Origin of the sequence: Streptomyces sp. NBC_01591, from assembly GCF_035918155.1 — a bacterium.
GTDB lineage: Bacteria > Actinomycetota > Actinomycetes > Streptomycetales > Streptomycetaceae > Streptomyces.
On sequence record NZ_CP109328.1, the window covers coordinates 386,156 to 409,473 of the forward strand.

The following is a 23,318-nucleotide window of genomic DNA, read 5'->3' on the forward strand; positions in this document are numbered from 1 at the left end:
TAGCGGGCAGCCAGCCCTGCCGGACGATCACCATGTGCCCGCTCCCGGCGCTCCAGCTCCGGCAGGGGACAACGCACCCCGACGAGGACGACGTCCCGAGGGGGAAACAGGGCCAGGCAGTCCTGGAGGCGCCACGGCTCGACAGTAGGGCCCGGGAATGATCTACGGGGCGGCCTTCCGGCCCTCGATGATGGGTGTCAGGCCGTCGAGGAGCGCCTTGAGGCCGAGCTCGAAGAGGGCGTCGAGCCGCAGGTCGTAGCCGTCGCCGAAGGATCCGACGATTTTGGCGAAGGCGGGGAAGCGGCCGGATTCCGCCAGCCCCTGGAGGGTCGGGGCGCGGCTGTCCATCCACTGGTCGTCCGACTGGCCCGTGGCGGCTTCGGCCTGCGCCTCACGTTCCAGGTGCACCGCCAGGCCGTGGGTGTGGCTGTAGATCAGTACGTGGATGTCGAACAGCGTGGTGGGGGCGAGGCCGTGGCCGTCGAGGGCGCTCAGCACCCATTCGCCGTGGACCATGAGGTTGGGTACGAGCAACGGGCGGGTGACTGGCCCGAGTTGGGCCAGCCACGGGTGCCTGCGGTACAGGGTCCAGAGGGTCCGGACCCCCAGCTCGACGCGGGGGCGCCACCCTTCGGGTGCGTCGGCGGGGTAGGACTCCTCGCCGAACGCGGTATCGGCCATGAGCAGGACGAGGTCGTCCTTGCTGGGGACGTACCGGTAGGGCGACATGGCGGCGACACCGAGGCGGGCCGCGATGCCGCGCATGGAGAGTGCCGGCAGCCCTTCGGTATCGGCGATGGCCATTCCCGTGCGGACGATCCGGTCGAGGCTCAGCTCCCGCTCGGGGGCGGAGGGAGCGGAGGCGGAGGTCGGACCCCGGTCCGGAACCCGGTCCGGTGACGGGCTTCTGCGGGGTGCTGTGACGGGAGCGGTTCCGGCGACGACGGTGCCTGTCCGGGGGCGGGTCTCGATGAGTCCCTCAAGGCGCAGAGTGGTCAGGGCCTTGGTGGCGGTGGCGAGCGCGACGCCCCACTCCCTGGCGATCTGACGGGTCGAGGGAACCCGGTCCCCGGCGGCGAGTTCACCGTCGGCGATGCGGCGGCGGATTCCGGCGGCGATGCGCAGATAGGGCGGCTCGGCGGGTGTCGCTGTGGGCTTCGTCACGTCCTGCGGCCTTCCTGTTCTGTACTAGTGCAGAGGGTAGCAGCGAGAACGTTGGCTGGACGTCAACTGTTCTAGTACAGCGGGGCTGTTATGCCAGTTGAAGAGGGTGCGCGTACGCCGTACGTTCAGATTGCGTACAGCGTACCGAAGGAGCCTTCCATGCAGACCGTTCTCATCTCCGGCGGCGGAATCGCCGGGCCCGTGCTCGCCCACTGGCTGCACCGCCACGGCTTCGCGCCCACCGTCGTCGAACGCGCCCCAGGGCTGCGCCCCGGAGGCCAGGCCGTGGACATACGCGGGGTCGCCCTCGACGTCGTCGAGCGGATGGGCCTGCTGGAGCAGGCACGGAGCGTACGTACCCGGATGCGCGGCATGTCGGTCCTCGACCCCGAGGGTCACGAGATCGACCGCTCCACCGAGTCGACCTTCAGCAGCGGCCGGCTCGACAGCGACGACATCGAGCTGCTCCGCGAGGATCTGGTGCGGATGGTGCAGGAGCGCACGCACGCGGATGCCGAGTACCTCTTCGGCGACAGCATCGCAGCGCTCCAGGAGGACGAGGGCGAGGCCGGCGTGCGCGTCGACTTCGTCCACGGGGCGTCCCGCACCTTCGACCTCGTGATCGGGGCCGACGGCCTGCACTCGACCGTACGGCGTCTGGCGTTCGGCCCCGAGGAGCGGTTCGCCCATCACCTGGGCAGTTACCTCTCGGTGTTCAGCGCGGACAACTTCCTCGGGCTCGACGACTGGCAGGTGTGGCTGCGGGACGGGGAGGTGGGCTTCGGCATCATGCCGGTACGCGACAACACGGAGCTCAGGATCGCCTTCGGCTTCGAGTCCGGACCCCTCGCCCGCGAGCTGCGCGACAGCGGTGCCCTGCAGCAACTCGTCGTCGACAAGCTGGCGGCCCTGAGCTGGGAGGGGCCCCGTCTGGCCAAGGCCGCCGGGGACGCGCCCGACTTCTACTGCGACGCCATGGCCCAGATCCGGATGGACCACTGGTCGCGCGGCAGGGTGGCCCTGCTCGGAGACGCTGGCTACTGCCCCTCACCGCTCTCGGGTCAGGGCACCGGTCTGGCCCTCGTGGGCGCCCACGTGCTGGCCGACAGTCTGGCCCGGACGCCCGGCGACCACCGTGCCGCGTTCTCCCGCTACGAGCAGCGGATGCGCCCCTTTGTCACCCTCAACCAGGCCCTGGCCGCCGAGAATTCCGGTGGGCCCGCCACCGAGTCATCCGTCGAACAAGCCAAGAACGCACTCTCACTGGACGACTGATTCGTATACCAATGCATGGGATGCAAGAAATCACCGGGGGTGACGCACATGTGCGTGACCTTCACCGCGGAGGGCGCGTTCCTGCGCGGAAACCGCCCCACGGTGGTTGCCGACGCCTGTGCGACGCGCCCTCTGCGGTCGGTGGGCACCGAACTGAGCGCCGACCAGATCCACCACAGCGCGCTCGCCACGATCGCCGACCTCTACGGGGTCGTCGTCGAGTCCGGGAAGTCCCTGACCTGAGCGCCGGGGCCTTGCGCACCGGTCGATCGGCTTGGGGGACACTGTGCGGATGAGCTCCGAAGTTTCCCGGACACCGCAGGCAAGGGCCCTTCGTCACGTTGCGGAGCTTGCGTCGGGCCCTCCGGTGGACCCGGCGCTGCGGGTGACCCTCAACTTCCACCCGGACCGCCTGTTGCACGGCAAGCCGATTCTTGAGGCCCTGGCGGGAGACGGCGTCTACCGTTCCCAGTTCGTCACGGGGACCAGCAACGGCGGACTGACCGCGTATCCCGGCGGAGACCGGTGGCGCTGGGAGAGCCGGATCTTCAACGGAGCGTACGACGCGGCGTCCGCTCATGAGCGGCCCGTCTACGGGGCGTTGAACTTCCGCCGGAAGCCGGTCGGAGGGGCGCCGCGGTTCGGCTCCGCCCACTTCCGGCTGGCCGCCCGGACACTGGCGCGGACCACGTTCTGCTACCCGGACAGCTTCCTCGAGCCCTCGGAGTTCGGTGTCGCGGCCCGCATGGGGCTCATCGAGCTCGCCCTGGCCGACAGCCAGGACGACCTCGACGACTACATCGAGGCCCAGGTGCACGGCCCGGTCCGACTGAGCCGTCATGTGGAGGCGCTGGTCCTGGACCCGTGCTACCGAGGCACGGCTGTCGAGGCCGCGGCCCGGTGTCTCGGCTGCCCCGTCGAGTGGCACCCGGGTTTTCGTCTCGGCGTCGAGACGCTTCGCCTTCACCCCGGCTACCGGGGGCAGGAGTACGTCGACCTGGGCGCGCGGATCGCCGGCGGCGGCGTACTCGATCCTCGCGTCGTCGGAGCAGCGGCACGTGACGGCGACCATGACCCCCAGGCGGTCAAGAAGGTGTGGCACTACTTGGCGCGTTTCGGGGCGCCTGAGGAGGCCGCTGACGAATCGGTGTGCGCTGTTCGAGCCGACCGACGCGATGCCGTGCGCTGAACTCCGGGGGCCGGGGCCGGGGCGGCGTGATGGGTGGGGCCGCACACGCGAGAGCCCCCACCGGTGCGCGGTGCGGGGTTCTCGGTCCGGGAAGTGTCACGGTCGCTACGAGTCCGTGGTGTCCGGGGAGTCGAGGGCGATGGCTCCGGCGGGGCAGAGGCCGACGGCCATCCGGGCGGCGGCCCGGTGCCCGGGGGCCGGCGTGGGGTGCAGGAGCACCACCAGGCCTTCCTCGTCGTCCTGGTCGAAGAGCTCGGGAGCTGTCAGGGCGCACATGCCGGCGCCGGCGCAGCGATCACGGTCGGCGCTGAGACGCAGCGGCTCGCGGGGGTCGCTCATGGGGCTACTCCTTGTCCCAGGTGACGGGCAGGCTGATCACGCCGTAGATGTTGGAACGGTCGCGCAGCGGCACCTCCTGCGGCGGCACCGCGAGGCGCAGGGTGGGGAAGCGGGCGAAGAGCGCCGGGAACGCGACGGTCATCTCGACGCGGGCGAGCTGCTGGCCCAGGCACTGGTGGGCGCCGTGTCCGAAGGCCAGGTGTCCGGTGGCCCTGCGGTGGATGTCGAGCCGGTCGGGGTCGGGGAACTTGTGCGGGTCGCGGTTGGTGGCCTGCACGGAAACGGTCACCGTCTCGCCCGCCCTGATGAGTCGGCCCTCCACCTCGACGTCCTCGGTCGCCGACCGCAGCAGCGGGTCGGCCACGCTGAGGTAGCGCAGCAGCTCCTCCACGGTCTGCTCGGCGAGTGCGGGGTCGGCGCGCAGGGCCTCCAGCTGGTCGGGGTTGCTCAGCAGGGCGAAGGTGCCGAGGCCGAGCATGTTCGCGGTGGTGTCGAGCCCGGCGGCGAGCAGCAGCCCGCCGATTCCGGCCAGCTCCTCGTCGGTGAGGTCGGAGGTGGTCAGATCGCTGAGCAGGTCGTCGGTGGGTTCGGCGCGCTTGGCGAGGACCAGTTCGTTCAGGTACTGGAGCAGTGCCGTGTAGGCCTCGCCCTTCGCCTCCGCATCCGCCGTCTGGTCGAAGATGGTCGCCACCTGGCCCTGGAAGCGCTCCCGGTCGGCGTACGGCACGCCGAGCAGCTCGCAGATCATGAGCGCGGGCACGGGCTGCGCAAACGCCTCCACCAGATCGGCCGTGGGCCCGGCCTGCTCCATGGCGTCCAGGCACTCGGTGGTCAACTGCTCGACTCGCTCGGTGAGTTGACGCATGCGGCGGACGGTGAACCTACCGGTGAGCAGACGTCGGTAGCGGGTGTGCTCGGGGGCGTCGAGGCCGGTGATGTCGCCGACCGGTGCCGGCGGCAGCTCCGGTGGCATCCCTGCGACCGGTACCGGCAGGTGCAGGAGTTCGTAGCGTGAGCTGAAGCGCGGGTCGGCCAGGATCGCGCGGGCCGCGGCGTGTCCGGTGGCCAGCCAGCCCAGGTGTCCGTCGGCGTAGCGCATGCGGCGCAGTGGCTGGTCGCGCGGCGCGGTGAGTTCGGCGGGCGGGTCGAAGGGGCAGCCGGTGCGTCGGTCGGTGGGCAGGGCGGGCGGCTCTTCGGTGGTGTGGTCGGCGGCGGTGGTGTCGTCGGCCGTAGGGTCGTACGGCATGGGGTCCTCCTGCGATCGTCGAACGGGGTGTGGATGGTGTGAATCGGTGAAGTGGCTTGAGGGGAGCGGCCGTTACCGCTTGACGCCGGCCTTGAAGGTGCGGCGCGCCCACACGTAACCGACCAGCGAGAGCGCTGCGCACCAGGCGAGGCCGATGACCGCGCTGGAGCCGATCCCGGTGCCGAGCCACAGACCGCGCAGGGTCTCGATGATCGGAGTGAACGGCTGGTACTCGGCGAACCAGCGCAGGCCGGTGGGCATGGAATCGGTCGGCACGATGGCGCTGCCGACGAACGGCAGGAACGTCAGCGGCATCGGGATGTTGCTGGCGGTCTCCACGTTCTTGGCGACCAGGCCGATGCCCGCGGAGAGCCAGGTGAGCGCGAGCGTGAGCATGGCGAGCAGGCCGATGGCGGCGACCCACTCGACGGGCGTCGCGTTGGGGCGGAAGCCCATCAGGAGGGCGACGCCGATGACGAGGGCGATGCTGGTCATCGTCTGGATCACACTGCCGACGACATGGCCGGTCAGGAACGAGGCCCGGGAGATCGGCATCGTACGGAAGCGATTGACGATGCCCTCGGTCTTGTCGACGCACACGCTGATCGCGGTGGTCAGGGCGCCGGAGGTGGCGGCCATCAGGATGATGCCGGGCGCCAGGTAGTCGATGTAGTCGCCGCTGCCGGTGGGCAGGCCGCTGATGCCGGTGCCCAGGGCGCTGCCGAACACGTAGTTGAACAGCAGCAGCATCACGATGGGCATGATGACGACGGTGAGAGTCAGGGACGGGTAGCGCAGGGCCTTCTTGAGATTGCGCCGCAGCATCGTCCTGGAGTCCTTGGCGGCGTAGGACATGGTGGCCATCAGACGTTCTCCTTGGGCGATGCGACGGGCGATGCGACGGTGTCGGCGGGGCGGGGCTGACCGGTGAGGGTCAGGAAGACGTCGTCGAGGTCGGGGGTGTGCACGGTGAGCGACTCGGCCCGGACGGTGGTGGACTCCAGGGCGTCGAGGACGGCCCGCAGGTTGGGGATGGAGCCGTCGCTGGGGATCTGCAGGGTGAGGGATTCCACGTCGCGCGTGGCGATGCCGAAGATGCCCGCGGCGGTGTCCAGGCCCTGGGCGTCGGCGAACCGCACCCGGATGTGGCCGCCGGGGATGCGCTGCTTCAGCTCGTCGGCGGTGCCCTCGGCGATCAGCCTGCCGTGGTCCAACACGGCGATGCGGTCGGCGAGTTGGTCGGCCTCTTCGAGGTACTGGGTGGTCAGGAAGATGGTCACGCCGTCGTCGGCGACGAGGCCCCGGATGATCTCCCACATGGTGCGTCGGCTGCGCGGGTCGAGTCCCGTGGTGGGCTCGTCGAGGAAGATGATCCGCGGATCGCCGACCAGGGTCATCGCCAGGTCCAGCTTGCGCCGCATACCGCCGGAGAAGGTGACGGCGGTCTTGCCCGCCACCTCGGACAGGTCGAAGCGGCGCAGCAGGTCCTTGGCCCGCCGCTTGCCTTCATGCCGGTCGAGGTGGTGCAGATCCGCCATGAGGAGCAGATTCTCCTCGGCGGTCAGCAGATTGTCGACGGCCGAGAACTGGCCGGTGACGCCGATTGCGCAGCGCACCGCGTCGACCTCCCGGTTCAGATGACGGCCCGCGACCCAGGCCTCGCCGCCGTCGGCGTCGATGAGGGTGGAGAGGATCTCCACGGTGGTGGTCTTACCGGCACCGTTGGGGCCGAGCAGGGCGAAGACGGTGCCTTCGGCGATGGTCAGGTCGATGCCGTCGAGCACGAGCTTGTCGCCGTACGACTTGCGCAGTCCGGTGGCGGTGATTGCCGGAGCCGTCGCGTTCGCGGGGATCGGCGCGGATGTATGGGTGGCAGTCATGCCGCTTTCCTTCGGTGGGTGGGGAGTTGGGGGTACGCGGGGTCAGGCGCGGCGGATGATGACGTCGCCGGCCGCGGTCCGGGCGTGCACCTCGGCGGTCTCGTCGGATTCCGCCGGGCCGGCGGAGGAGCCGAGCGAATTGCGTACCGTGCCGTACTTGGCGTTCAGGTCGAGCCAGGCGGCGGTGCCCTCGTGGATGCCCACTTCGAGGTCGCCGACGGAGGTGCGCAGGTCGATCCGGCCGCGGGTGGCGTCGCTGACGCGGATGCGGCCGTTGGAGGACATCGCGTCGACCCCTGCGTGGGCGACGCCGATCTCGATCCGGCCGTTGGCGGCCTTGGCGCTGACGATGCTGTGCGCGATGCCGACGGAGATGTCGCCGTTGGCCGTGTCGGTCTTCAGGCCGCCGGTGACCTCGCCGACCTCGGTCGTGCCGTTGCTGTTCTTCACGGTCGCCGTGCCGGCGACCGTGCCGATCTCGATCCGGCCCGAGCCGATGACTTCGACGTCCCCGGTCGAGCGGGCCAGGCGGATGTCGCCGTGGCCGGTCCTGAGACCGGCGTCGGCCGCCTCGTCGACCTGGAGGTCGCCGAGCGAGGTCTTGAGCGTGACCTCCCCGAAGCGGCCTTCGCAGAAGAAGCCGCCCATGGCCGAGGTGGCCCGGACCTCCGATCCCGCGGGCAGTTCGACGCTCACCTCGATGGCGCCCGGCTTGCCGAACAGGGACCGCTTCTTGGGTGTCGTGACCGTGAGGCGGCCGCCCGAGCAGGTGACCTGGGTCTGCTGCGCGGCACGTACGTCGTTGTCGTCGGATCCGTTGCACGGCAGCACCTCCACGACCGTCTCGGTGCGCTTGCCCGCGATGATGCGGGCGGTGCCGGCCTCCAACTCAAGGGTGGCGGAGATCGGTTCGGGGGTCTCGAAAGAAGGCATGGCTGTTCCGTCCTTTTGGCTTGGGTGGTTGATCCCGCCGGTGAGGCGGGCGATGAGTGACGTCGGCGGGATCGACGATCCGCCGGTGAGAATGGGGTGGACAGGCCCTAGCGGACCCAGCCGGTGAAACCCCGCCCGCCCGAGTCCTTGCCGGGGCCCGGCGAGCTTGCGCGCTCCCTGGCGTCGAGGGCGGTGGAAACGGCCCGCACCAGCCAGGCGTTGACCGACAGGCCGTCCGCCGCCGCGGCGTCCTCCGCGCGGGTCTTGAGGTGGGCGGGGAGGCGGAAGTTTATGCGCGCCGTGGCGCCGTCGTCGGCGTCCGCGGGCGGCAGCGGCGGCGCGGGCGCGGCGGGGGCCGCGACCGGTCCCTGCGCCTCCCGGAACGGCTCGGGGGCGGGCGCCGCCGCCACCACGAACTCCGGGTCGAGTCCGCGCAGTCGTACGTCGACCGAGCCCGGCGCCAGCTCCCGCGTGACCTCGCCCATGGCGGCGGACAGTGCGTCGAGGAGGGTCAGGCGGGCGGCGGACTCCAGGGGGGCGGTGAGCCGTTCGGCGAGGGCACGGGCGTCGTCGCCGCCGGCGTTCGCGGCGACGGCCAGTTCCTGCCGGAGGTTGTCGACGTAGGGCGTGAGGTCCATGACGTCATCATGGCACATGAATGGCGCCATTGCGAGCCAAGTTGGCCCCATGTTGGCTCATGCGGGTCTGACCTGGTGTTTCTTCCTTGAATTGATGCGTTGTGGCGCCGTTCTGGCGGTGAGATGGCTTGCGGCAGTGCCGCCGGTGACGCCATCGTGGCATCACTCGCGACGGGTCTGGCGTCTCCGCGCCGCGCATATGGACCGGTCGACCGGTGTCAGCCTCCGGTCGCACGGGCGACAGCGGAGTCAGCGCGCCCCGGGGAAGACGGCGCGCAGAGCGGATCCGCTGTGGCTAGGACACGAACGCCTGAAGGTGCGTCACATGCGCCAGGTGTCGCAGTACTGGATGTGCAAGCGGGCGGGTACGTTCCGACGGGTCCGCGCCCGCGACCACGGGCCGGGGCTCAGCTCGACGCAGAAGTGCCCGGCGTCCGGGTAGCGGTGCCGGTACGACGGGGCCTCGTCGACGAGGCCCCGTAGCGCGGCGCCGTGCTCGCGGAACGCGGTGGAACTGCCCACGACGAACAGAGTGTGCGCGGCGATGTCGAAACCGAGGTGGTCACGGTATGCCCGGTACTCGCGCCGCCGATGGTCGATGGCGGTCTCGTCGGGGAAGTCCTGGTCCGGGGTGGCCGTGGTGTGGGGTTCGCCGGGGCCGAGTCGTGCCCGGACCTGCTTCCACGACGCGGTCGGAAACTGCAGGCTGTGGTGGACGAGGACCAGGTCCAGCGAGACCGGTTCGCCGTCGCTGACGACGCCGTCGGGGGCCGGGTTGGCCCGGATCGGCAGGTGGACGAGCGACCGGGCGGACCGGGCGGCCAGTGCCCACACGGCGGCGAGCTGGACGGCGCCGTCGCGGTCGGCGTACATCGACAGCCAATGATGGTCGTCGCGCAGAGCCAACCGTGCCGCAGCCGGGGCAGGCCGGACCACCCGGACCTCGCTGCCGCCCAGTCGCACCTTGTGTATGCGCACCCGCTGTTCCACACGCTTCCCCAGACCTGTTGCCCTCCGCACCCTAGCCCGGCCCTTCGGCCCTGGCTCTTCGGCCCTTGGACGATGCGGTGGCGCAGGCCGGAATCCGAGGGCCGGCCGCGTGCGGCGGCTACGTGACACTCCAGGATCAGCGGCAGATCCTCCAGCCACTCCTGGAGACGGGCCCGCCTGCGAGCGGCGAGCAGGCACTGATGGGTGGGTGGTGCCGTCGTGGAGGCGGACGGTGACCCTGAGGTGCTTGGGGCCCTCGGCCGCGTACTCGACGGCGCTGATCCCGTCCCAGGCGAAATGCAGATCCCCGGACTCCGAGCCGAGCACGACGCCGCCGGCGTCGATCAGGAGGGAACTCTCCGGGGCAACCGCCACGAAGGCGAGGTCGGTGTCGGTGTCGGCCGACGCGTCGCCCACGGGGGCGGCTTCGGTCGGGGCCTGGTGCAGCGGGACGGCGCTGGACGGTGCGTAGGAAGGCGGCGGGGGCAGCGCCACCGTGGGGGATGCGCTGTATGCCTCCCCTGTGTTCGGCGCCCAGCATGACCCAGGCGTCCTGCCTCGCCCGGCACCGGTCCGGGCGCGCCGATCCGGTCCTGGATGCCCCGGAGGCCGGGGCACGCTCCGGGTGCGGCACGGCAGATGCTTGCGTGAGACGCGACGGTTGCCCTGTGACGGGACCTTCACGGCCATGTCCCGACTGTGTGCCATCCGGCGGTCGTCCGAAAATCGACGGTTAGCCTGGCGGCGCTCAGGGTGTCCCTGGGGGACGTCGGAAAAGTTGGACGGAAGTGGGAACAGACGTGAGCAGTCGTGACGGGCACGTGGTGCCGCGCAGGCAGATACTCCGGCTGGCCGGGGCAGGGCTGGGGCTGGCCGTGTTCGGGGCCGGGGTTGTGGGGTGCGGTCCCGAGGAGGAAGCGGACGTGCCGGGCGGCAGTTCGAAGCCGGGCGGGGGCAAGAACGGCGACAGTTTCACCACCCCGCCGCCGGGCCAGGCGCCCAAGCCGCTGTGGCAGACGAATGCCGCGAACAGCAATCTGGCGGGCAACGACGCGCTCGCGGTGATCGGGGACGTGGCCCTGGTGTCGGGCGACCCGCTGGTGGGACGGGACATGGCCACTGGCAAGGAGAAGTGGTCGCGCAAGGGCGTCACCACGCCCGGTGCCAAACTCATCGTAGGCGGCGGCACGCTCTACCTCGCCAGCGCCGAGTACGACGGTGACGTGGTGGGTCTGGATCCGGCCACGGGCAAGGAGACCTGGCGCAGCCGCCTGGGCAAGCAGTACGAGCAGCCGCGCCCGATGGCGGCCGACGACCGCCATGTGTATGTCCTCGCCGGCATCCTGGAGAAGGACTTCACGACGCCGAACAACGTGATCGCCGCGATCGACACCACCACCGGCAAGATCGCCTGGCGTGAGCAGCGCGACGCGGGGACCGAGGAGTTCGGCATCACCGCCGCGGCCGTCGGCGGGCGCCTGGTCTACACGGACTACCGGGAGAACGTGACCGTCCGTGACACGGCGACCGGCCGGCAGCTGTGGACGAAGAAGATCAGCCGGTCCAACAACCGCCGCTTCGCCGTGCACGAGGATCTGGTGATCGTGGCGGACGGCCAACGGCTGCGGGCGTTCGAACTGGCCGGGGGCAAGGAACGCTGGTCGCTCCGGACGGAGGAGTTCAGCGCGTTCAACGACCCGCATGTCCTGGACGGGGTGCTCTACGCGGCCGACAGCGCGCGCGCCATGTGGGCGGTGAACCCCGCTACGGGCAAACAGATCTGGCACAACGAGGATCTGCGGGAGTCGGCGACGCAGGCATGGCAGTTCGCCAAGGTGAAGGGCACCCTGTACGGCGCGACCGAGTTCGACAAGGACGGCGGCGTGCACGCCTTCGACGCGGCGACCGGGAAGCTGCGCTGGACCTACAACGACAAGACCGGCGACATCCAGCAGTGGTACGTGGTGGCGGCGGGCAACCGGCTGGCCGTGATGCACGGGAAGCGGCTCTACGGGCTCCCCGCCGTGTGATCCGCACACTCGGTCGCGCGATGGGACCTCGATCGGCGACCGGGTGCCGCAGCTCCTCGAGATGCCCATGTGGGCCCGCGAGACTCGAACCGGCCCGGCCGTCCCGTCCCGTCCCGCCCCGGGCCGGGCCGGGCCAGGGAGTGCCTACTCGTCTTCCCAGGCCAACGAGCTCATCCTCCAGCCGGTGGCCGTCCGTACGAACTGGGTGGTCTTGCGGCCAAATCCCTCGAACCGCTCGCCGTCGCGGATGCCGGACTTCCGGTATTCGCTGAACCGGTGCGCGATGGACCCGAAGACTTCGGTCCGTTCGGCGACCTCCCATTCGGAGAACTCGGTCAGCGTCCCATCGGTGAGCATTTTCTCCCGGGGCTCGATGAACGAGTCGAGGTCGTGGACCAGGGGTTCGTCCCCGATGTTCGCGATGATCGTCCCTTGCGGAATGAACACCTCACGGATGACGTCGAGATTCGGCCGGCCGCCGCCGGTGTTGGTGAACGCACCGAGGAATGCGTGCATCAGCCGGTCGAGCTCGGCCTTGACATCGGAAACGGACACTTCTCCGGCGGGCGCTTCTCCGACAGGCGTTTCTCCCACGGGCGACCACTCCTCGGCGAGGACCGACCAGACCTCGATGTCGCGCCGTACGCCCCGGTACTCGGTGTGCTTCCGCAGCACGCCGTCACGGGTCATCCCGAGCCGGCGCGCGACATCGATGCTGCGGGTGTTGCCCGCCGCGGCCCACCATTCGACCCGGCTCATCCCGCGCTCCGCGAAAGCCCAGTCGATCAACGCCCGGCACGCCCGGGTCACCAGCCCGCGGCCTTCCCCGGCGGCCTCCAGCCAGCAGCCGACCTCGCACACTCCGGAGGCGCTGTCGAAACGCGTGAACATGACGCCGCCGACCAGTGTGCCGTCCAGCCAGATCCCGTAGATCCGGGCGGTGTCCACGGCCTGTTTGTCGGCGTAACGCTGGAGGACGGCCGTGGCGGAAGCGAGATCGGTGCTGAACGTCGCCCAGGGTATCCAAGGGTCCACGTAGGGCCGTGCGCGGTCGATATGGGTGAGGAACTCCTGCGCGTGCCAGGGTTCCAGAGGGCGGAGCTGAGCGGTTTCGCCGAGCGGAAGTGTGAACACGGATACCTCGTCCCTGGGTACGTAACAAGCGTTCGGTACGTAAGGTAGCAGCATGCCGCCCGCACCTGGAGACCGTGAAGCCCGCCGCGACGACGTGTCCCGGGCGGTGTGGCACGTACTCGCCGACAAGGGATTCGGTGGGCTGACCCTGCGTACCGTCGCGGCCGCGATGGGCGTCTCGACCGGGATGCTCATGCACTACTTCCCGGCCAAGCGGGCCTTGATCGAGCATGCCCTGGATCTGCTGGAGAAGCGCACCGCGGAACGTCCCCGCCGCGACCGCCCCACCGAGGGCCTCGCCACCGTGCGAGCCATGCTGCTGGACATCCTGCCGCTGACCGCGGGCGACACCGCCCGCAACCGCATCTGGGTCAGTTCCTGGGATCTGGCCCTCGCCGACGACGGGCTGGCCGCGGACCAGGCCGACCGCTACACCCGGATGCGCTCGGCGATCCGCCCGCACTTCGAAGCCGCGCGCGGCCTGGGCGAGCTTCCGCCGGCCACCGACCCGGAGCAACTCGCCGCCACCGCGGTCGCGTTCACCCATGGGCTCGTCGTCCAGGCCCTCTTCGACCCCGGCCGGTTCCCCGAGGCCGTACAGATCGCCATGCTCGACGACTTCCTCGCCTCTATCGCACTGCCCCGGCCATGAAGGGTACGTACGCGAATCTTCACCGCGCTCATGGCGCGAACGGTCCGTCCAGGGCGGCCCATTGGAGCAGCATGATCGTCTTGGCGTCGGCGATCGTGCCGTTGCGGATCCGGTCGAGTGCCTCGGTGAAGGGCAGCTCCACGGTGGTGATGTCTTCGCCTTCGGCGGCGATCCCGCCGCCGGTGCCGGCGGGGATGTCGGCCGTGTCGTAGGGGGCAGCGAAGAAGTGCAGGCGCTCGGTGACCGAGCCGGGGCTCATATAGACGTCGAAGACGTGCTCGACGGTGCCGACAGCGTGTCCGGTCTCTTCGGCGGCCTCCCGGCGGATCGCTTCTTCCGGGCTGTCGCCGTCCAGCAGCCCGGCAGCGGTTTCGAGCAGCATCCCGTCGGGATGTTCGTTGACATAGGCGGGGAGGCGGAACTGACGGGTCAGCAGCACGGTGCGCCGGTCGGTGTTGTGGAGCAGGATGGTTGCCCCGTCACCACGGTCGTAGGTCTCGCGCTGCTCGCGGCTCCAGTGCCCGTCACCGTGCTGGTAGTCGAAGGTGGTCTTCCGCAGGACGTACCAGTCGCTGGAGAGCAGCTCCACCTCGCGGATCCGCACGTGCGGGTTGCCGGTGAGGTCGCGGCCGTGCTGGTCCAGGCCGGTGCGACCGCGCCGGTCGGGGGTGTCGACGCCGGCGGTCATCGGGCGTCGGGAACGGCGGCGAGGCCGGTGTAGACGTCCTTGCCCTGCGCAAGGGCCTGGGCGACCATCCGGTCCGCCCCCTCGGAGGGGCCGCCGATCCGCAGGACCGCGTCACAGCGGGAGAGCAGCCGCTCGGCGACGGGGTGGAAGATCTCCTGGAAGAGCGCGTCGTGAGGGCCGGTGCTGCCGGCTGTCTCCAGGAGCGGCAGGGCGAGGGCTTCGCCGGTGACGGGCAGGTGCCCGGCGCGGAACAGGACGAGAGCGGCTTCGTTCATAGCCCGCACGTTGGCTTCGAGTTTGCGGGGGTCGTCGTCGGTGCCTGAACGGTAGGGGCCCGCGACGAGAATCATCAGTGCGCGTGGAACGTCGGTCATGGGCGTTCATCACTCCTTGGGGACGGTGGATTCAGACCAGGAGGCTGTCGACGCCTGCGTCCCGCAGGGCCTCCAGGGTCTCCGGGCCACTGGGGTGGGTGGCGGCGTCCTCGGCCGCCTTGTCGGTGACGAAGCGGTGCACCGCGTCGAGGGGTGCGACCCGGCTGAACGCGCGCACTCCCAGCTTGGTCGCGTCCGCCACCGCGATCGTGCGGGTGGCCCGGGTGAGTCCGACCTGCTTGACGGCCGCGTCGTCCAGTGAGAACTCCGACCAGCCGTGTTCGGCGTGCACACCGCCGATGGACATCACGAAGCAGTCGAAGGCCAGGGACTCCAGGGTGCGCAGCGCCAGCGGTCCGACGAGGGAGCGTTCGGCGGGACGGGAGCGGCCCCCCACGACCAGCAGGTCGATGCCGGGCCGGTCGGCCAGGCTCAGTGCCGCCTGCAGGCTGAGCACAGCGACCGTCAGCGGGGCCCGGGCGGCCAGGTGCTCGGCGACGTGCACGGTCGTGGTCCCCGCGTCGAGCAGCACCCGCGATCCCGGCTCCACGAGCGCGGCCACGGCCGCACCCAGGCGGTCCTTGGTGGCCGCCTGCCACGGCTCCCGCGCGGAGAATCCCGCGTCCTCCTCACGCGGACGGGTGGCGACAGCACCACCATGCACCCTTCGCACCAGGCCCTGACGCTCCAGCGTGTCAAGGTCCCTGCGCACAGTCATCTCCGAGACGCCCAGGCGATGGGAGAGCTCCGACACGGAAACCCGGTCGGAGCCCTGCACCAATCGCAGGGTCAGGTCCAAACGATTGGCGACACCCATGCCTCAATTTCTACCATGTGTAGGTTTGAATGAACATTCTTGTGTGAGAAATGTTGATCGCGGGACGGCTTCGCTCACAGCCCCCCGCTGCCTCGGGGCGGGAGACCTGCACCAAACCCGCCATGGGCGAACGGCTCCGCGTGTTCCAGGCTGTTCGGGGGAACGACCTGTGTCGTGCGGGGAGGTGCGGGAAGCGCGGCTCCTACGGTCGCCGGTATGACTCACGTATCGCAGGAGGCATCCCGGTTGAGCCGGCGCACCGCGCTCACCGGGATCGTCGGTGGGGCCGGGGTCGCGCTCGCTGCCGGTTGCACGCCCGTGAACAGAGCCTCCTCCGCGCAAGGGCCCTCGCCCAGGCCCACGGCGTCGGCCACCGGCTCGTCGGCGGGTGCCGCGCCCGGGGTGATGACGCTCTTCCACGACCCGGCGTTCAACTTCAATGGCCTGTGGGCCCTCGGCGGGGCAGGGTTCGGCGGCAGCGAGGTGGGCGAGGTGCTCACCGCCGTGAACGCGATCAACAAGGCCGGCCTCACCGCGCAGACGTACGTCGAGACCTTCAAGAAGCTCGGCGACCAGCTGATGAGGGCGCCCGAAGGCAGCGAGCCCGACCGGCAGACCAGGCGCTTTCGCGCGTTGCGGGCCGCGCAGTACTACGCCCAGGCGCTGTTCTTCGTCCTCGGCTCCGACGCCCCCGCCGACGAGGAGCAGCTGTACAAGGCCGGGCGCGGCGCCTGGGACACGTTCTGTGAGCTGAGCGACCCGGTGCCGGTGACGTCGGACGTCCCGTACGGGAGGACCCCGCTGCCGGTGTGGTTCTTCCGCCCCGACGACTCCGGCAAGCAGCGGCCCACCGTGATCCTCACGAACGGCAGCGACGGGCAGAACGTCGACATGTGGGCCTACGGCGTCTCGGCCGCCCTGGAGCGTGACTGGAACGCCCTCGTGTACGACGGGCCGGGCCAGGGGCAGTTGCTCTTCGTGAACCGCGTGGTCTTCACGCCGCGTTGGGAAACGGTGGTCACGGCGCTCGTCGACTGGCTGGTCGCCCGTTCCGACGTGGACGCCGACCGGATCGCCCTGACCGGGCTGAGCATGGCGGGCAACCTGGCTCCCCGCGCCGCGGCCTTCGAGAAGCGGATCGCCGCGCTGGTGGCGATGCCCGGATGCCTGGAACCCTGGCTGGGCTTCCCGCCGGAGATCCGGAAGATCCTCACCCCGAGCAGGACGGAGACCAACGACATCTGGAACAAGGAAGTCGTCCCCGAGCTGCCCGCGGCCGATGCCGCGACGATGAAGAAGCGCTTCGAACCCTTCTCCGTCCCGGCGATGCTCGCCGCCCGCGAGGGCAAGGTCTTCACCGACTTCTACACCCCCGCCAAACGCATCGAGTCACTGACGCTCACGAGCGTCGTGGACCGCATCACGATGCCCACCCTGGTCCTCGACTACGAGTACGAGCAGTTCTATCCCGGACAGCCGCGCCGGATGTTCGACAGGCTGACGTCCCCCAAGGACTACGTGAAACTCACCGCGGCCACCGGAGCGCAGTTGCACTGCTCCCCGATGGCCCCGCAGCAGCACTGCGATGTCGTCTTCGACTGGTTGCAGGAGAAGTTGCCGGGGCGCTGACAGCAGCGGGTGTGTCCGGGCCCGCGGGCCCGGACACACCCGCTCCCGATGTCAGACGACGACGAGACGGTTGGGGGCCGCGCCCCGGCCGAGGTTGCGGAAGAGCTTCTTGATGTCCTCCGGGGCGAGCTTGATACAGCCCGCGGACTTGTAGTCGCCCACACCGTCCCAGCGCCGGCTCTCGGTGCTGCCCTGCCCTCCGGTACGGGTCATCTCGCTGTGGATGAAGAGTTCCGTACGTGTGGTCCGGCCGTTCTTGCACGTCTTGTTGCTCAGAGGGATGGCGTAGCCCTTGATGAAGTTGCCGTTGTAGCGGGTCTGACGGGCGCCGACGGTGTACGTGCCGACGGGCAGCCATCCCTTGGCCGAGGCGCATTCGTCACGCCCCTTGGCGTGGTTGCGGCCGAGTCCGGAGCCGGCGCGGAAGACGGCCTGCGTCTTGTTGTCGCGTACCACCAGCAGACGCGAGTTCTGAGGGTCAGCGGTGTTCCGTACGAACTTCAAGGTGGTGACGGCGGCGGCAACAGCCGGCCGGCCGCCGGCCGCGGGGGCGGCCTGACCGCTCGGGGCGGTGGCGGCGGCAACGGTCATCAGGGCCATGGCACTCAGACCGATGGCGGCGGCACGGACACGCAGGGGAGAGGTTGCGGACATGGGTGATTACTCCTTCGAGGGGGATGGAGCGGCAAGCCCCGGAGGTCCGGGGTGCCGTGGACCAACCATGGGCCCTCGGGGAGGCGGTACGGAACGCCCGGCGGCGATGCGCCGATGGGCGGTCATGTATGCCCACATGCGCGCCCCATGCACCGCTCCGGCCTGCGCTTATGCACGCCGGATGAAGTCCGGTCGCCGGAACGGCCCGGTTCCGCGCACGAGCGCTCGGACGGGCTCTCAGCCGACCCGTACTTCGGTGTTCTGGCCGACGTGCAGCAGCCAGGTCCCGTCACCCTGCTTCGTCATGACGTACAGCGGGGTGCCCTCCGAGTCGCCCTCTGCCGAGCGGTAGAGCTGCCGGACCTTGACGGCCGCCACATCGGGCCGCAGGAACTCCGTGTGCACTGCCTCGTACGTCACCTCGCCGTCCCAGTTCGAATTGGGAAGGATGACGCGGGTGAACTCGGCGATCGCGTCGAGGCCGATGAGGACCTTGCCATGGGCGGTCGTCCAGACGGCATCGGGATGGAAGAGCGCGAGGAACCCCTCGACGTCCTTGGCCCGCTGAGCGTGTTCGACGGTGGCCACGATGTGTTCGATGGCTTTGATGTCTGCGGTTTCGGTGTTCATGGGGAGCACTCTGATACCTCAAGTTCAGTTGAGGTCAAGTGCTGTGGTCGCCGAGCGGGATTCGCGAAGTGCGATTCACGGAGCCGCGCCTACCCTGATCGTTATGGACATCTCCATTCACACGAGCTTCCTCCCGCACGACGACCCGGACGCGTCCCTGGTCTTCTACCGTGACGTCCTCGGCTTCGAGGTACGCAGCGACGTCGGACAGGGCAAGATGCGCTGGATCACGGTCGGTCCCGTCGGACAGCCCAGTACGTCCATCCTCCTGGCACCGCCGGCCGCCGACCCCGGGATCACCGAGGACGAGCGCCGCACCATTGCCGAGATGATGGCCAAGGGCACCTACGGCTGGATCCTGCTGGCCACCCGGGACCTCGACGGGACCTTCGAGAAGGTGCAGGCCGCCGACGCCGAGGTCGTCCAGGAGCCGACCGAGCAGCCGTACGGCATCCGCGACTGCGCCTTGCGCGACCCCGCGGGCAACCTGGTCCGCATCCAGGAACTCCGCTGAGCCATCCTGCGGCAGCCCGGACCGAACCGATCAGGAATCGAGAAGCACCGGTCGCCGGGCCGTAACTAGCGTGAGGGACATGGCAACCATCGAAACCGTGACCCTTGAGGTGGCCGACCCCACGGCCGCCAACCGCTTCTACACCACCGCCTTCGGTCTGGACACCCAGATCCGCCTGCGGGCCTCGGAGGTACCCACAACCGGCTTCCGCGGGTTCACGCTCTCGCTCACGGTGTCCCAGCCGGCCAACGTGGACAGCCTCATCGACGCCGCACTCGACGCGGGCGCCACGCCGCTGAAGCCTGCCGCGAAGTCGCTCTGGGGCTACGGCGGCGTCGTGCAGGCCCCGGACGGGACGATCTGGAAGGTCGCGACCTCGGCGAAGAAGGACACCGGCCCCGCCACCCGGCAGATCGACGAGATCGTGCTCCTGCTGGGCGTCGCGGACGTGGTCGCGAGCAAGCGGTTCTACGTCGACCAGGGCCTTGTCGTGGCGAAGAGCTTCAGCCGCATGTACGTCGAGTTCGCTGCCGGGGCGAGTCCCGTCAAGCCGGCGCTGTACAGGCGCCGTGCCCTGGCCAAGGACGTCGGCGTCTCTCCCGACGGCACCGGATCGCACGGCCTCCTGATCGGCAGCGATGCCGGCCCCTTCACCGACCCGGACGGGTTCGCATGGGAGGCCGCAGCGACGGCGACCACGCCTTGATGCGCCACTGCTGCCCGTCAGTCCTCCCCGACCTGCCCGCCGGGGAGCCGGTAGGCTCCGGGCCACCGCACCGCGATCCCCTTCCTCTAGGGGAGGGGCTCGCCACGAAGCAACTGGAGGAAGCATGACGGGCGCGCCGCCGCGTGGACTTGAGGAAAGGCTGCGGGACACTCGCGCGAGGCTGGAGAGCGACGTCGATCTCTGGATCGCGACATCGGGCTCCCCGGGCGGCCCCTACCTCATCCCGCTCTCGTACCTCTGGGACGGGACCGCGTTCCTCATCTCGACGCCACGCGCCTCGATCACCGGCCGCAACCTCCTCGCGGACGGCCGGGCGCGACTCAGCCTCGGGCCCACCCGCGACGTCGTCATCGTCGACGGCACCGCCGAACCGGTGGACGTCGCCGGCCTCGGCCCGGAGGCGGGCGACGCGTTCGCCGCCAGGACCGGGTTCGACCCGCGCGAGCTCGACCAGCCCTACCAGTACTTCCTGATCCGGCCGCGGCGCATCCATGCCTGGCGGGAGGCGAACGAACTGCAGGGGCGCGACCTCATGCGCGACGGCCACTGGCTCGGCTGACCGCCGCCGGCAGCGGCACGCTCGTCGAGGCATCGCAGCCACGTGCTCGCCGCGTGCCCGCGTGCCCGCGTGCCCGCGTGCCCGCGTGCCCGCTTCCGGGCCGGGCGCTCCGCGCGGCGTTCGCCCGCGTGGAAGGATGAGCCCCCATGCGGTCGCGAATGCGGTTCGGGGACGAGTTACGGGCAGAGTTGGGCACTCCCAGGCGCTCTCGGCGTCTGGACAGCAGCCCGCGCTCACATGTGTGGCGCGTGGAGCTGGCCGGGGGACCGGCGGTGGTGAAGCAGTTCGTCGACGGTCCCGACGCCGAGGAGCGGTACGCCCGCGAGGTCGCCGCATTGCGGCTCGCCGCCCGGGCCGACGAGCCCGTGGTGCCGGCGCTGCTGGGCACCGATCCCGGTGAGCGGATGCTGGTCCTGGAGTATCTGGACCACCGACGCCCGCCCGGCGACTGGATCGTCGACTACGCGGCGGCGCTGGCCCGGCTGCACGCCGCTGCCCGGCCGGAGGACGCCGGAGTGCTTCCCCGCTGGCTGGGTCCGGGCGAGGCCGATGTCGAATCCTTCCTCGGGCTGGCCCAGGCTCTTGACGCCCCCGTCGCGCCCGGCGTGTCCGGCGAGCTCGAAGACCTCGTGCACCGGCTCGGCCAGGAATCGGGGCACGCCCTTCTCCACGGGGATCCGTGTCCCGGGAATGACCTGCACACCGCCGACGGGATCAGGTTCATCGACTTCGAACAGGCTTCGTTGGGCAGCGGACTGATGGAGCTCGCCTATCTGCGCATCGGCTTCCCGACGTGCTGGTGTGTCACCGCGGCATCAGCTCCGCTGCTGGACCGGGCGGAGGCCGCCTACCGCACGGCATGGCACACCGCGACCGGCACCGAACTCCACGACGACCTCGCCGACGCGTGCGCCGGCTGGCTGCTACGAGGCGACGCGCTGGTCCAGAAGGCTCATCGCGGAACCACCGACCACCTGGCCCGGATCCCGGACCGGGACTGGAAGTGGGGCACCGCGACCGCCCGGCAACGGCTCGTCCACCGGCTCGGAGTCGTCGGCCGGACGACTGCCGACCGCGCCGACCTGAGCGGCCTGAGCAGGCTCAGCACGGACATGCGTCAACGCATGCTCGCCCGCTGGCCCAAGCTCCCACCGGTCCCGTCGCAGCGCCCGTAGCCATGGCGGGTCCGGACGGTCGGGGCCACCTGGGCGCCACCGGCATACTGAGTATGCTCATGGAATGAAGATCATGATGCTCGGCCTTGCGACAGGGGCCGGGTTCGGTGCGGCCACCTCGCTCGCCAACGCGCTCTCCTCGCCGTACACAACTCTCGGCGCCCCACTGGCGGGTACGGTCTGGGCCGGCGCCGCCAAGGTGCTCAGTCTGCTCGTGGGTCTCGGCTGGGCGTGGGCAGCGCTCGCCGTGGTGATGGGGTGGCTGGCCAGGACGTGGACGCGAGGTGCTCCGGCGGCGGCGCTCGCGCTGGTCGCGGCCACAGCGGCGTACTACCTGATGGACGCGCTGGTCCGGGACGAACCGATCGGCTGGTACTGGCCGGAGATGCTCATGTGGTGGGCGGCGAGCGTGCTGTTCGGATCCGTTCTGGGTGTCGTGGGTGCGGCCATCGAGCGTCCCGGCGTGACCGGCTTGCTCGCCGGGCTGACGGTGCCCGTGGGTGGCGCAGTGCAGATGATCGTGCTGCCGCCCCGGCCGGGCGTCGCTTTCGCGCGGGAAACCGTGCTGGCCGAGGTTGTCATCTGGGCGGTCCTGGCAATCGGTGCGGGTCGGGCCGTTCACCGCTTCCGGGCCGCGAGGCGTGCGAGGACCGCCGCCCCTGCTCTTTCCTCTTCGGCTGTGCGCACCGGGGGGTAGCCCTACCTGAGCCGGGCGGTCAGCAGGATCGCCCCGGGCGGTCGCATCCGGAAATGTTGGGCCCGGCGCACAGCGCCGGTTTCCCGAGTTTCCGTAGGAGTTGGCACGTGCGTGAGCAGGCATGGCAGAGGTTCCGTTCTTCCGAGCGGCGGCGGGGCGGTCGGCGCGGAGCCGTGGCGGCCGCGGCCGCGGTGGTCGTGGGCGTCATGACGATGGGCGTCCTGGCGCCGCCCGCGGCGTCCGCCGCCGGGCCGGAAAACGTCCAACGGGGTCTGAACGCGCTGGTGCGATCCGACGGCCTGCCCGCCGCGCTGGCCGGCGTCAAGGACCGTGCGGGCCACAGCCGTACCTACACCGCGGGGGTGGGCGATCTGGCCACCGGCTCGAAGGTGCCCAGGGACGGGCAGGTGCGGATCGGCAGCAACACCAAGACGTTCACCGCGGTGGTCGTGCTGCAACTGGTCGGTGAGGGGAAGATCGACCTCGATGCCACGGTCGACACCTACCTGCGGGGCCTCGTACGCGGGGAGGGGATCGACGGACGCCGCATCACCGTCCGCCAGCTCCTCCAGCACACGAGCGGACTTCCCAACTACACCGACTACCTCGGCGACGACGTCCGGTACTACGACCCCCACGAGCTTCTCGGCATCGCGCTCCAGCACAAGGCCGACTTCGACCCCGGGAAGGACTGGAAGTACAGCAACACGAACTACGTGCTGGCCGGACTGATCGTCGAGAAGGTCACCGGCCGCCCCCTCGCCAAGGAGATGGACCGGCGCGTCATCAAGCGCATCGGGCTGCGCCACACCTACTTCCCCGCGCCCGGTGACGCGACCATCCGGGAACGCCATCCCAAGGGCTACTACCAGGATTCGGCAGGCGCGCCTCTGCAGGACATCACGGAGATGGACCCCTCCTGGGCGTGGGCGGCCGGTCAGCTGATCTCCACCGACTCCGATCTCAACCGGTTCTTCGGCGCGCTCCTGTCCGGCCGCCTCCTCCCGGCGGCCCAGCTCGCCGAGATGCGTAACGCCACCGTCCCCGCCGAAGAAACCTTCGGCCCCGGCGCCCGCTACGGGCTGGGGCTCGTGAGCAAGCCACTGCCCTTGTCCTGCGGCGGCGGCCTCTACTGGGGCCACGGCGGCAGTTTCCCGGGATACGAGACCCGGGGCGGCGCCACCGACGACGGCCGCGCCGCCAACGTCGCGGTGACCATGCAGCTGACCGACGAGGCAGCCAGGGAGCGTGTCGACAGGGTCGTGGAAACGGCCCTGTGCCGCTGAACCGCGCCTCCTGGGCGCTCCAACCGCAGGACGTGATGGCCTCCCCGGCATAGGAGCCGCGTAGCCCCTCGCAAGGAATCCGTCGTCCCCTGAAGGGC

At 70.2% G+C, this 23,318-nt stretch carries 25 protein-coding genes and 2 pseudogenes; 12 read left to right on the plus strand and 15 right to left on the minus strand.

The features are described from left to right. Positions 1 to 2: 2 nt before the first annotated feature. Positions 3 to 140 (minus strand): annotated as a pseudogene (locus tag OG978_RS42765) (phosphotransferase-like protein); the annotation flags it as partial. 22 nt (positions 141 to 162) lie between these two features. Continuing rightward, positions 163 to 1,164, minus strand: coding sequence for a TetR/AcrR family transcriptional regulator C-terminal domain-containing protein (locus OG978_RS42770; protein WP_326770490.1), 1,002 nt, complete (start codon positions 1,162 to 1,164; stop codon positions 163 to 165). A gap of 159 nt (positions 1,165 to 1,323) precedes the next feature. Between OG978_RS42770 and OG978_RS42775 the strand changes: the two genes are divergently transcribed. The 3 genes and pseudogenes from OG978_RS42775 to OG978_RS42785 all read left to right on the plus strand — a co-directional run bounded on the left by OG978_RS42775 (position 1,324) and on the right by OG978_RS42785 (position 3,628). After that, positions 1,324 to 2,439 (plus strand): FAD-dependent monooxygenase, encoded by a 1,116-nt coding sequence (locus tag OG978_RS42775; protein ID WP_326770491.1) that lies wholly within the window; start codon positions 1,324 to 1,326, stop codon positions 2,437 to 2,439. A gap of 39 nt (positions 2,440 to 2,478) precedes the next feature. Further along, positions 2,479 to 2,682 (plus strand): annotated as a pseudogene (locus tag OG978_RS42780) (isochorismatase family protein); the annotation flags it as partial. Positions 2,683 to 2,731: 49 nt separating this feature from the next. Continuing rightward, the gene (locus OG978_RS42785) at positions 2,732 to 3,628 is read left to right on the plus strand and encodes a DUF3626 domain-containing protein (RefSeq protein ID WP_326770492.1); all 897 of its coding nucleotides are present in this window, start codon (positions 2,732 to 2,734) and stop codon (positions 3,626 to 3,628) included. Positions 3,629 to 3,733: 105 nt separating this feature from the next. On the opposite strand, the gene OG978_RS42790 is transcribed toward OG978_RS42785, so the two are convergent. The 7 genes from OG978_RS42790 to OG978_RS42820 all read right to left on the minus strand — a co-directional run bounded on the left by OG978_RS42790 (position 3,734) and on the right by OG978_RS42820 (position 9,642). Beyond that, positions 3,734 to 3,967, minus strand: a complete 234-nt coding sequence (locus OG978_RS42790) for a ferredoxin (protein WP_326770493.1) — start codon at positions 3,965 to 3,967, stop codon at positions 3,734 to 3,736. A gap of 4 nt (positions 3,968 to 3,971) precedes the next feature. Continuing rightward, positions 3,972 to 5,213: a cytochrome P450 gene (locus tag OG978_RS42795; protein ID WP_326770494.1), complete on the minus strand. Its 1,242-nt coding sequence runs from the start codon at positions 5,211 to 5,213 to the stop codon at positions 3,972 to 3,974. A 72-nt stretch (positions 5,214 to 5,285) separates the two neighbouring features. Further along, positions 5,286 to 6,077, minus strand: coding sequence for an ABC transporter permease (locus OG978_RS42800; RefSeq protein WP_326770495.1), 792 nt, complete (start codon positions 6,075 to 6,077; stop codon positions 5,286 to 5,288). Continuing rightward, positions 6,077 to 7,093, minus strand: coding sequence for an ATP-binding cassette domain-containing protein (locus OG978_RS42805; RefSeq protein ID WP_326770496.1), 1,017 nt, complete (start codon positions 7,091 to 7,093; stop codon positions 6,077 to 6,079). Before OG978_RS42805 ends, OG978_RS42800 begins: the two co-directional genes overlap by 1 nt. Before the next feature lie 42 nt (positions 7,094 to 7,135). Beyond that, on the minus strand, positions 7,136 to 8,026 hold the full coding sequence (locus tag OG978_RS42810) for a DUF4097 family beta strand repeat-containing protein (protein WP_326770497.1): 891 nt from the start codon (positions 8,024 to 8,026) through the stop codon (positions 7,136 to 7,138). A 107-nt stretch (positions 8,027 to 8,133) separates the two neighbouring features. Further along, positions 8,134 to 8,664 carry a hypothetical protein gene (locus OG978_RS42815; protein ID WP_326770498.1) on the minus strand — a complete coding sequence of 177 codons (531 nt, stop codon included), beginning with the start codon at positions 8,662 to 8,664 and terminating at the stop codon, positions 8,134 to 8,136. Positions 8,665 to 8,985: 321 nt separating this feature from the next. Then, on the minus strand, positions 8,986 to 9,642 hold the full coding sequence (locus OG978_RS42820; protein ID WP_326770499.1) for a hypothetical protein: 657 nt from the start codon (positions 9,640 to 9,642) through the stop codon (positions 8,986 to 8,988). Between the two features lie 812 nt (positions 9,643 to 10,454). On the opposite strand from OG978_RS42820, the gene OG978_RS42825 reads away from it, so the two are divergent. Beyond that, a complete protein-coding gene (locus tag OG978_RS42825; protein WP_326770500.1) occupies positions 10,455 to 11,684 on the plus strand; it encodes a PQQ-binding-like beta-propeller repeat protein in 1,230 nt (409 codons plus the stop codon). 144 nt (positions 11,685 to 11,828) lie between these two features. Here OG978_RS42825 and OG978_RS42830 read toward each other — a convergent pair whose 3' ends face one another. Next, positions 11,829 to 12,818, minus strand: coding sequence for a GNAT family N-acetyltransferase (locus tag OG978_RS42830; RefSeq protein WP_326770501.1), 990 nt, complete (start codon positions 12,816 to 12,818; stop codon positions 11,829 to 11,831). 52 nt (positions 12,819 to 12,870) lie between these two features. Here OG978_RS42830 and OG978_RS42835 point away from each other — a divergent pair, with 52 nt between their 5' ends. Continuing rightward, a complete protein-coding gene (locus OG978_RS42835; RefSeq protein ID WP_326770502.1) occupies positions 12,871 to 13,470 on the plus strand; it encodes a TetR/AcrR family transcriptional regulator in 600 nt (199 codons plus the stop codon). A 28-nt stretch (positions 13,471 to 13,498) separates the two neighbouring features. Here OG978_RS42835 and OG978_RS42840 read toward each other — a convergent pair whose 3' ends face one another. The 3 genes from OG978_RS42840 to OG978_RS42850 are packed head-to-tail and all read right to left on the minus strand — an operon-like array spanning position 13,499 to position 15,349. Beyond that, positions 13,499 to 14,158: an NUDIX domain-containing protein gene (locus OG978_RS42840; RefSeq protein ID WP_326770503.1), complete on the minus strand. Its 660-nt coding sequence runs from the start codon at positions 14,156 to 14,158 to the stop codon at positions 13,499 to 13,501. Then, complete coding sequence (locus OG978_RS42845; protein ID WP_326770504.1) at positions 14,155 to 14,532, minus strand: DUF4406 domain-containing protein; 378 nt, start codon at positions 14,530 to 14,532, stop codon at positions 14,155 to 14,157. The genes OG978_RS42840 and OG978_RS42845 overlap by 4 nt, the downstream gene beginning before the upstream one ends. Before the next feature lie 31 nt (positions 14,533 to 14,563). Beyond that, complete coding sequence (locus OG978_RS42850; RefSeq protein WP_326770505.1) at positions 14,564 to 15,349, minus strand: DeoR/GlpR family DNA-binding transcription regulator; 786 nt, start codon at positions 15,347 to 15,349, stop codon at positions 14,564 to 14,566. 216 nt (positions 15,350 to 15,565) lie between these two features. On the opposite strand from OG978_RS42850, the gene OG978_RS42855 reads away from it, so the two are divergent. After that, positions 15,566 to 16,978 (plus strand): alpha/beta hydrolase family protein, encoded by a 1,413-nt coding sequence (locus OG978_RS42855; protein WP_326770506.1) that lies wholly within the window; start codon positions 15,566 to 15,568, stop codon positions 16,976 to 16,978. 51 nt (positions 16,979 to 17,029) lie between these two features. Here the strand turns inward: OG978_RS42855 and OG978_RS42860 are convergent, their stop codons facing one another. Beyond that, complete coding sequence (locus OG978_RS42860; RefSeq protein ID WP_326770507.1) at positions 17,030 to 17,632, minus strand: L,D-transpeptidase; 603 nt, start codon at positions 17,630 to 17,632, stop codon at positions 17,030 to 17,032. A gap of 237 nt (positions 17,633 to 17,869) precedes the next feature. Continuing rightward, positions 17,870 to 18,262 carry an SgcJ/EcaC family oxidoreductase gene (locus tag OG978_RS42865; RefSeq protein WP_326770508.1) on the minus strand — a complete coding sequence of 131 codons (393 nt, stop codon included), beginning with the start codon at positions 18,260 to 18,262 and terminating at the stop codon, positions 17,870 to 17,872. A gap of 103 nt (positions 18,263 to 18,365) precedes the next feature. On the opposite strand from OG978_RS42865, the gene OG978_RS42870 reads away from it, so the two are divergent. The 6 genes from OG978_RS42870 to OG978_RS42895 all read left to right on the plus strand — a co-directional run bounded on the left by OG978_RS42870 (position 18,366) and on the right by OG978_RS42895 (position 23,220). After that, entirely contained in the window at positions 18,366 to 18,776 is a 411-nt protein-coding gene (locus OG978_RS42870; RefSeq protein WP_326770509.1) for a VOC family protein, read from the plus strand. A 79-nt stretch (positions 18,777 to 18,855) separates the two neighbouring features. Further along, entirely contained in the window at positions 18,856 to 19,482 is a 627-nt protein-coding gene (locus OG978_RS42875) for a glyoxalase (RefSeq protein ID WP_326770510.1), read from the plus strand. Positions 19,483 to 19,606: 124 nt separating this feature from the next. Then, a complete protein-coding gene (locus OG978_RS42880) occupies positions 19,607 to 20,062 on the plus strand; it encodes a pyridoxamine 5'-phosphate oxidase family protein (RefSeq protein ID WP_326770511.1) in 456 nt (151 codons plus the stop codon). Between the two features lie 146 nt (positions 20,063 to 20,208). Continuing rightward, entirely contained in the window at positions 20,209 to 21,237 is a 1,029-nt protein-coding gene (locus OG978_RS42885) for an aminoglycoside phosphotransferase family protein (protein WP_326770512.1), read from the plus strand. Between the two features lie 64 nt (positions 21,238 to 21,301). Beyond that, a complete protein-coding gene (locus OG978_RS42890; protein ID WP_326770513.1) occupies positions 21,302 to 21,934 on the plus strand; it encodes a hypothetical protein in 633 nt (210 codons plus the stop codon). A gap of 53 nt (positions 21,935 to 21,987) precedes the next feature. Further along, on the plus strand, positions 21,988 to 23,220 hold the full coding sequence (locus OG978_RS42895; protein WP_442817881.1) for a serine hydrolase domain-containing protein: 1,233 nt from the start codon (positions 21,988 to 21,990) through the stop codon (positions 23,218 to 23,220). The last annotated feature ends 98 nt before the right edge of the window (positions 23,221 to 23,318 follow it).

Bases quoted from the DNA above. Each gene is read 5' to 3' on its own strand.
- OG978_RS42775 (WP_326770491.1), top strand. From the start codon at position 1,324: ATGCAGACCGTTCTCATCTCCGGCGGCGGAATCGCCGGGCCCGTGCTC.
- OG978_RS42785 (WP_326770492.1), top strand. From the start codon at position 2,732: ATGAGCTCCGAAGTTTCCCGGACACCGCAGGCAAGGGCCCTTCGTCAC.
- OG978_RS42790 (WP_326770493.1), bottom strand. From the start codon at position 3,967: ATGAGCGACCCCCGCGAGCCGCTGCGTCTCAGCGCCGACCGTGATCGC.
- OG978_RS42795 (WP_326770494.1), bottom strand. From the start codon at position 5,213: ATGCCGTACGACCCTACGGCCGACGACACCACCGCCGCCGACCACACC.
- OG978_RS42800 (WP_326770495.1), bottom strand. From the start codon at position 6,077: ATGGCCACCATGTCCTACGCCGCCAAGGACTCCAGGACGATGCTGCGG.
- OG978_RS42805 (WP_326770496.1), bottom strand. From the start codon at position 7,093: ATGACTGCCACCCATACATCCGCGCCGATCCCCGCGAACGCGACGGCT.
- OG978_RS42810 (WP_326770497.1), bottom strand. From the start codon at position 8,026: ATGCCTTCTTTCGAGACCCCCGAACCGATCTCCGCCACCCTTGAGTTG.
- OG978_RS42815 (WP_326770498.1), bottom strand. From the start codon at position 8,664: ATGGACCTCACGCCCTACGTCGACAACCTCCGGCAGGAACTGGCCGTC.
- OG978_RS42835 (WP_326770502.1), top strand. From the start codon at position 12,871: ATGCCGCCCGCACCTGGAGACCGTGAAGCCCGCCGCGACGACGTGTCC.
- OG978_RS42840 (WP_326770503.1), bottom strand. From the start codon at position 14,158: ATGACCGCCGGCGTCGACACCCCCGACCGGCGCGGTCGCACCGGCCTG.
- OG978_RS42845 (WP_326770504.1), bottom strand. From the start codon at position 14,532: ATGACCGACGTTCCACGCGCACTGATGATTCTCGTCGCGGGCCCCTAC.
- OG978_RS42850 (WP_326770505.1), bottom strand. From the start codon at position 15,349: ATGGGTGTCGCCAATCGTTTGGACCTGACCCTGCGATTGGTGCAGGGC.
- OG978_RS42855 (WP_326770506.1), top strand. From the start codon at position 15,566: ATGACTCACGTATCGCAGGAGGCATCCCGGTTGAGCCGGCGCACCGCG.
- OG978_RS42860 (WP_326770507.1), bottom strand. From the start codon at position 17,632: ATGTCCGCAACCTCTCCCCTGCGTGTCCGTGCCGCCGCCATCGGTCTG.
- OG978_RS42865 (WP_326770508.1), bottom strand. From the start codon at position 18,262: ATGAACACCGAAACCGCAGACATCAAAGCCATCGAACACATCGTGGCC.
- OG978_RS42870 (WP_326770509.1), top strand. From the start codon at position 18,366: ATGGACATCTCCATTCACACGAGCTTCCTCCCGCACGACGACCCGGAC.
- OG978_RS42875 (WP_326770510.1), top strand. From the start codon at position 18,856: ATGGCAACCATCGAAACCGTGACCCTTGAGGTGGCCGACCCCACGGCC.
- OG978_RS42880 (WP_326770511.1), top strand. From the start codon at position 19,607: ATGACGGGCGCGCCGCCGCGTGGACTTGAGGAAAGGCTGCGGGACACT.
- OG978_RS42885 (WP_326770512.1), top strand. From the start codon at position 20,209: ATGCGGTCGCGAATGCGGTTCGGGGACGAGTTACGGGCAGAGTTGGGC.
- OG978_RS42890 (WP_326770513.1), top strand. From the start codon at position 21,302: ATGAAGATCATGATGCTCGGCCTTGCGACAGGGGCCGGGTTCGGTGCG.
- OG978_RS42895 (WP_442817881.1), top strand. From the start codon at position 21,988: ATGTTGGGCCCGGCGCACAGCGCCGGTTTCCCGAGTTTCCGTAGGAGT.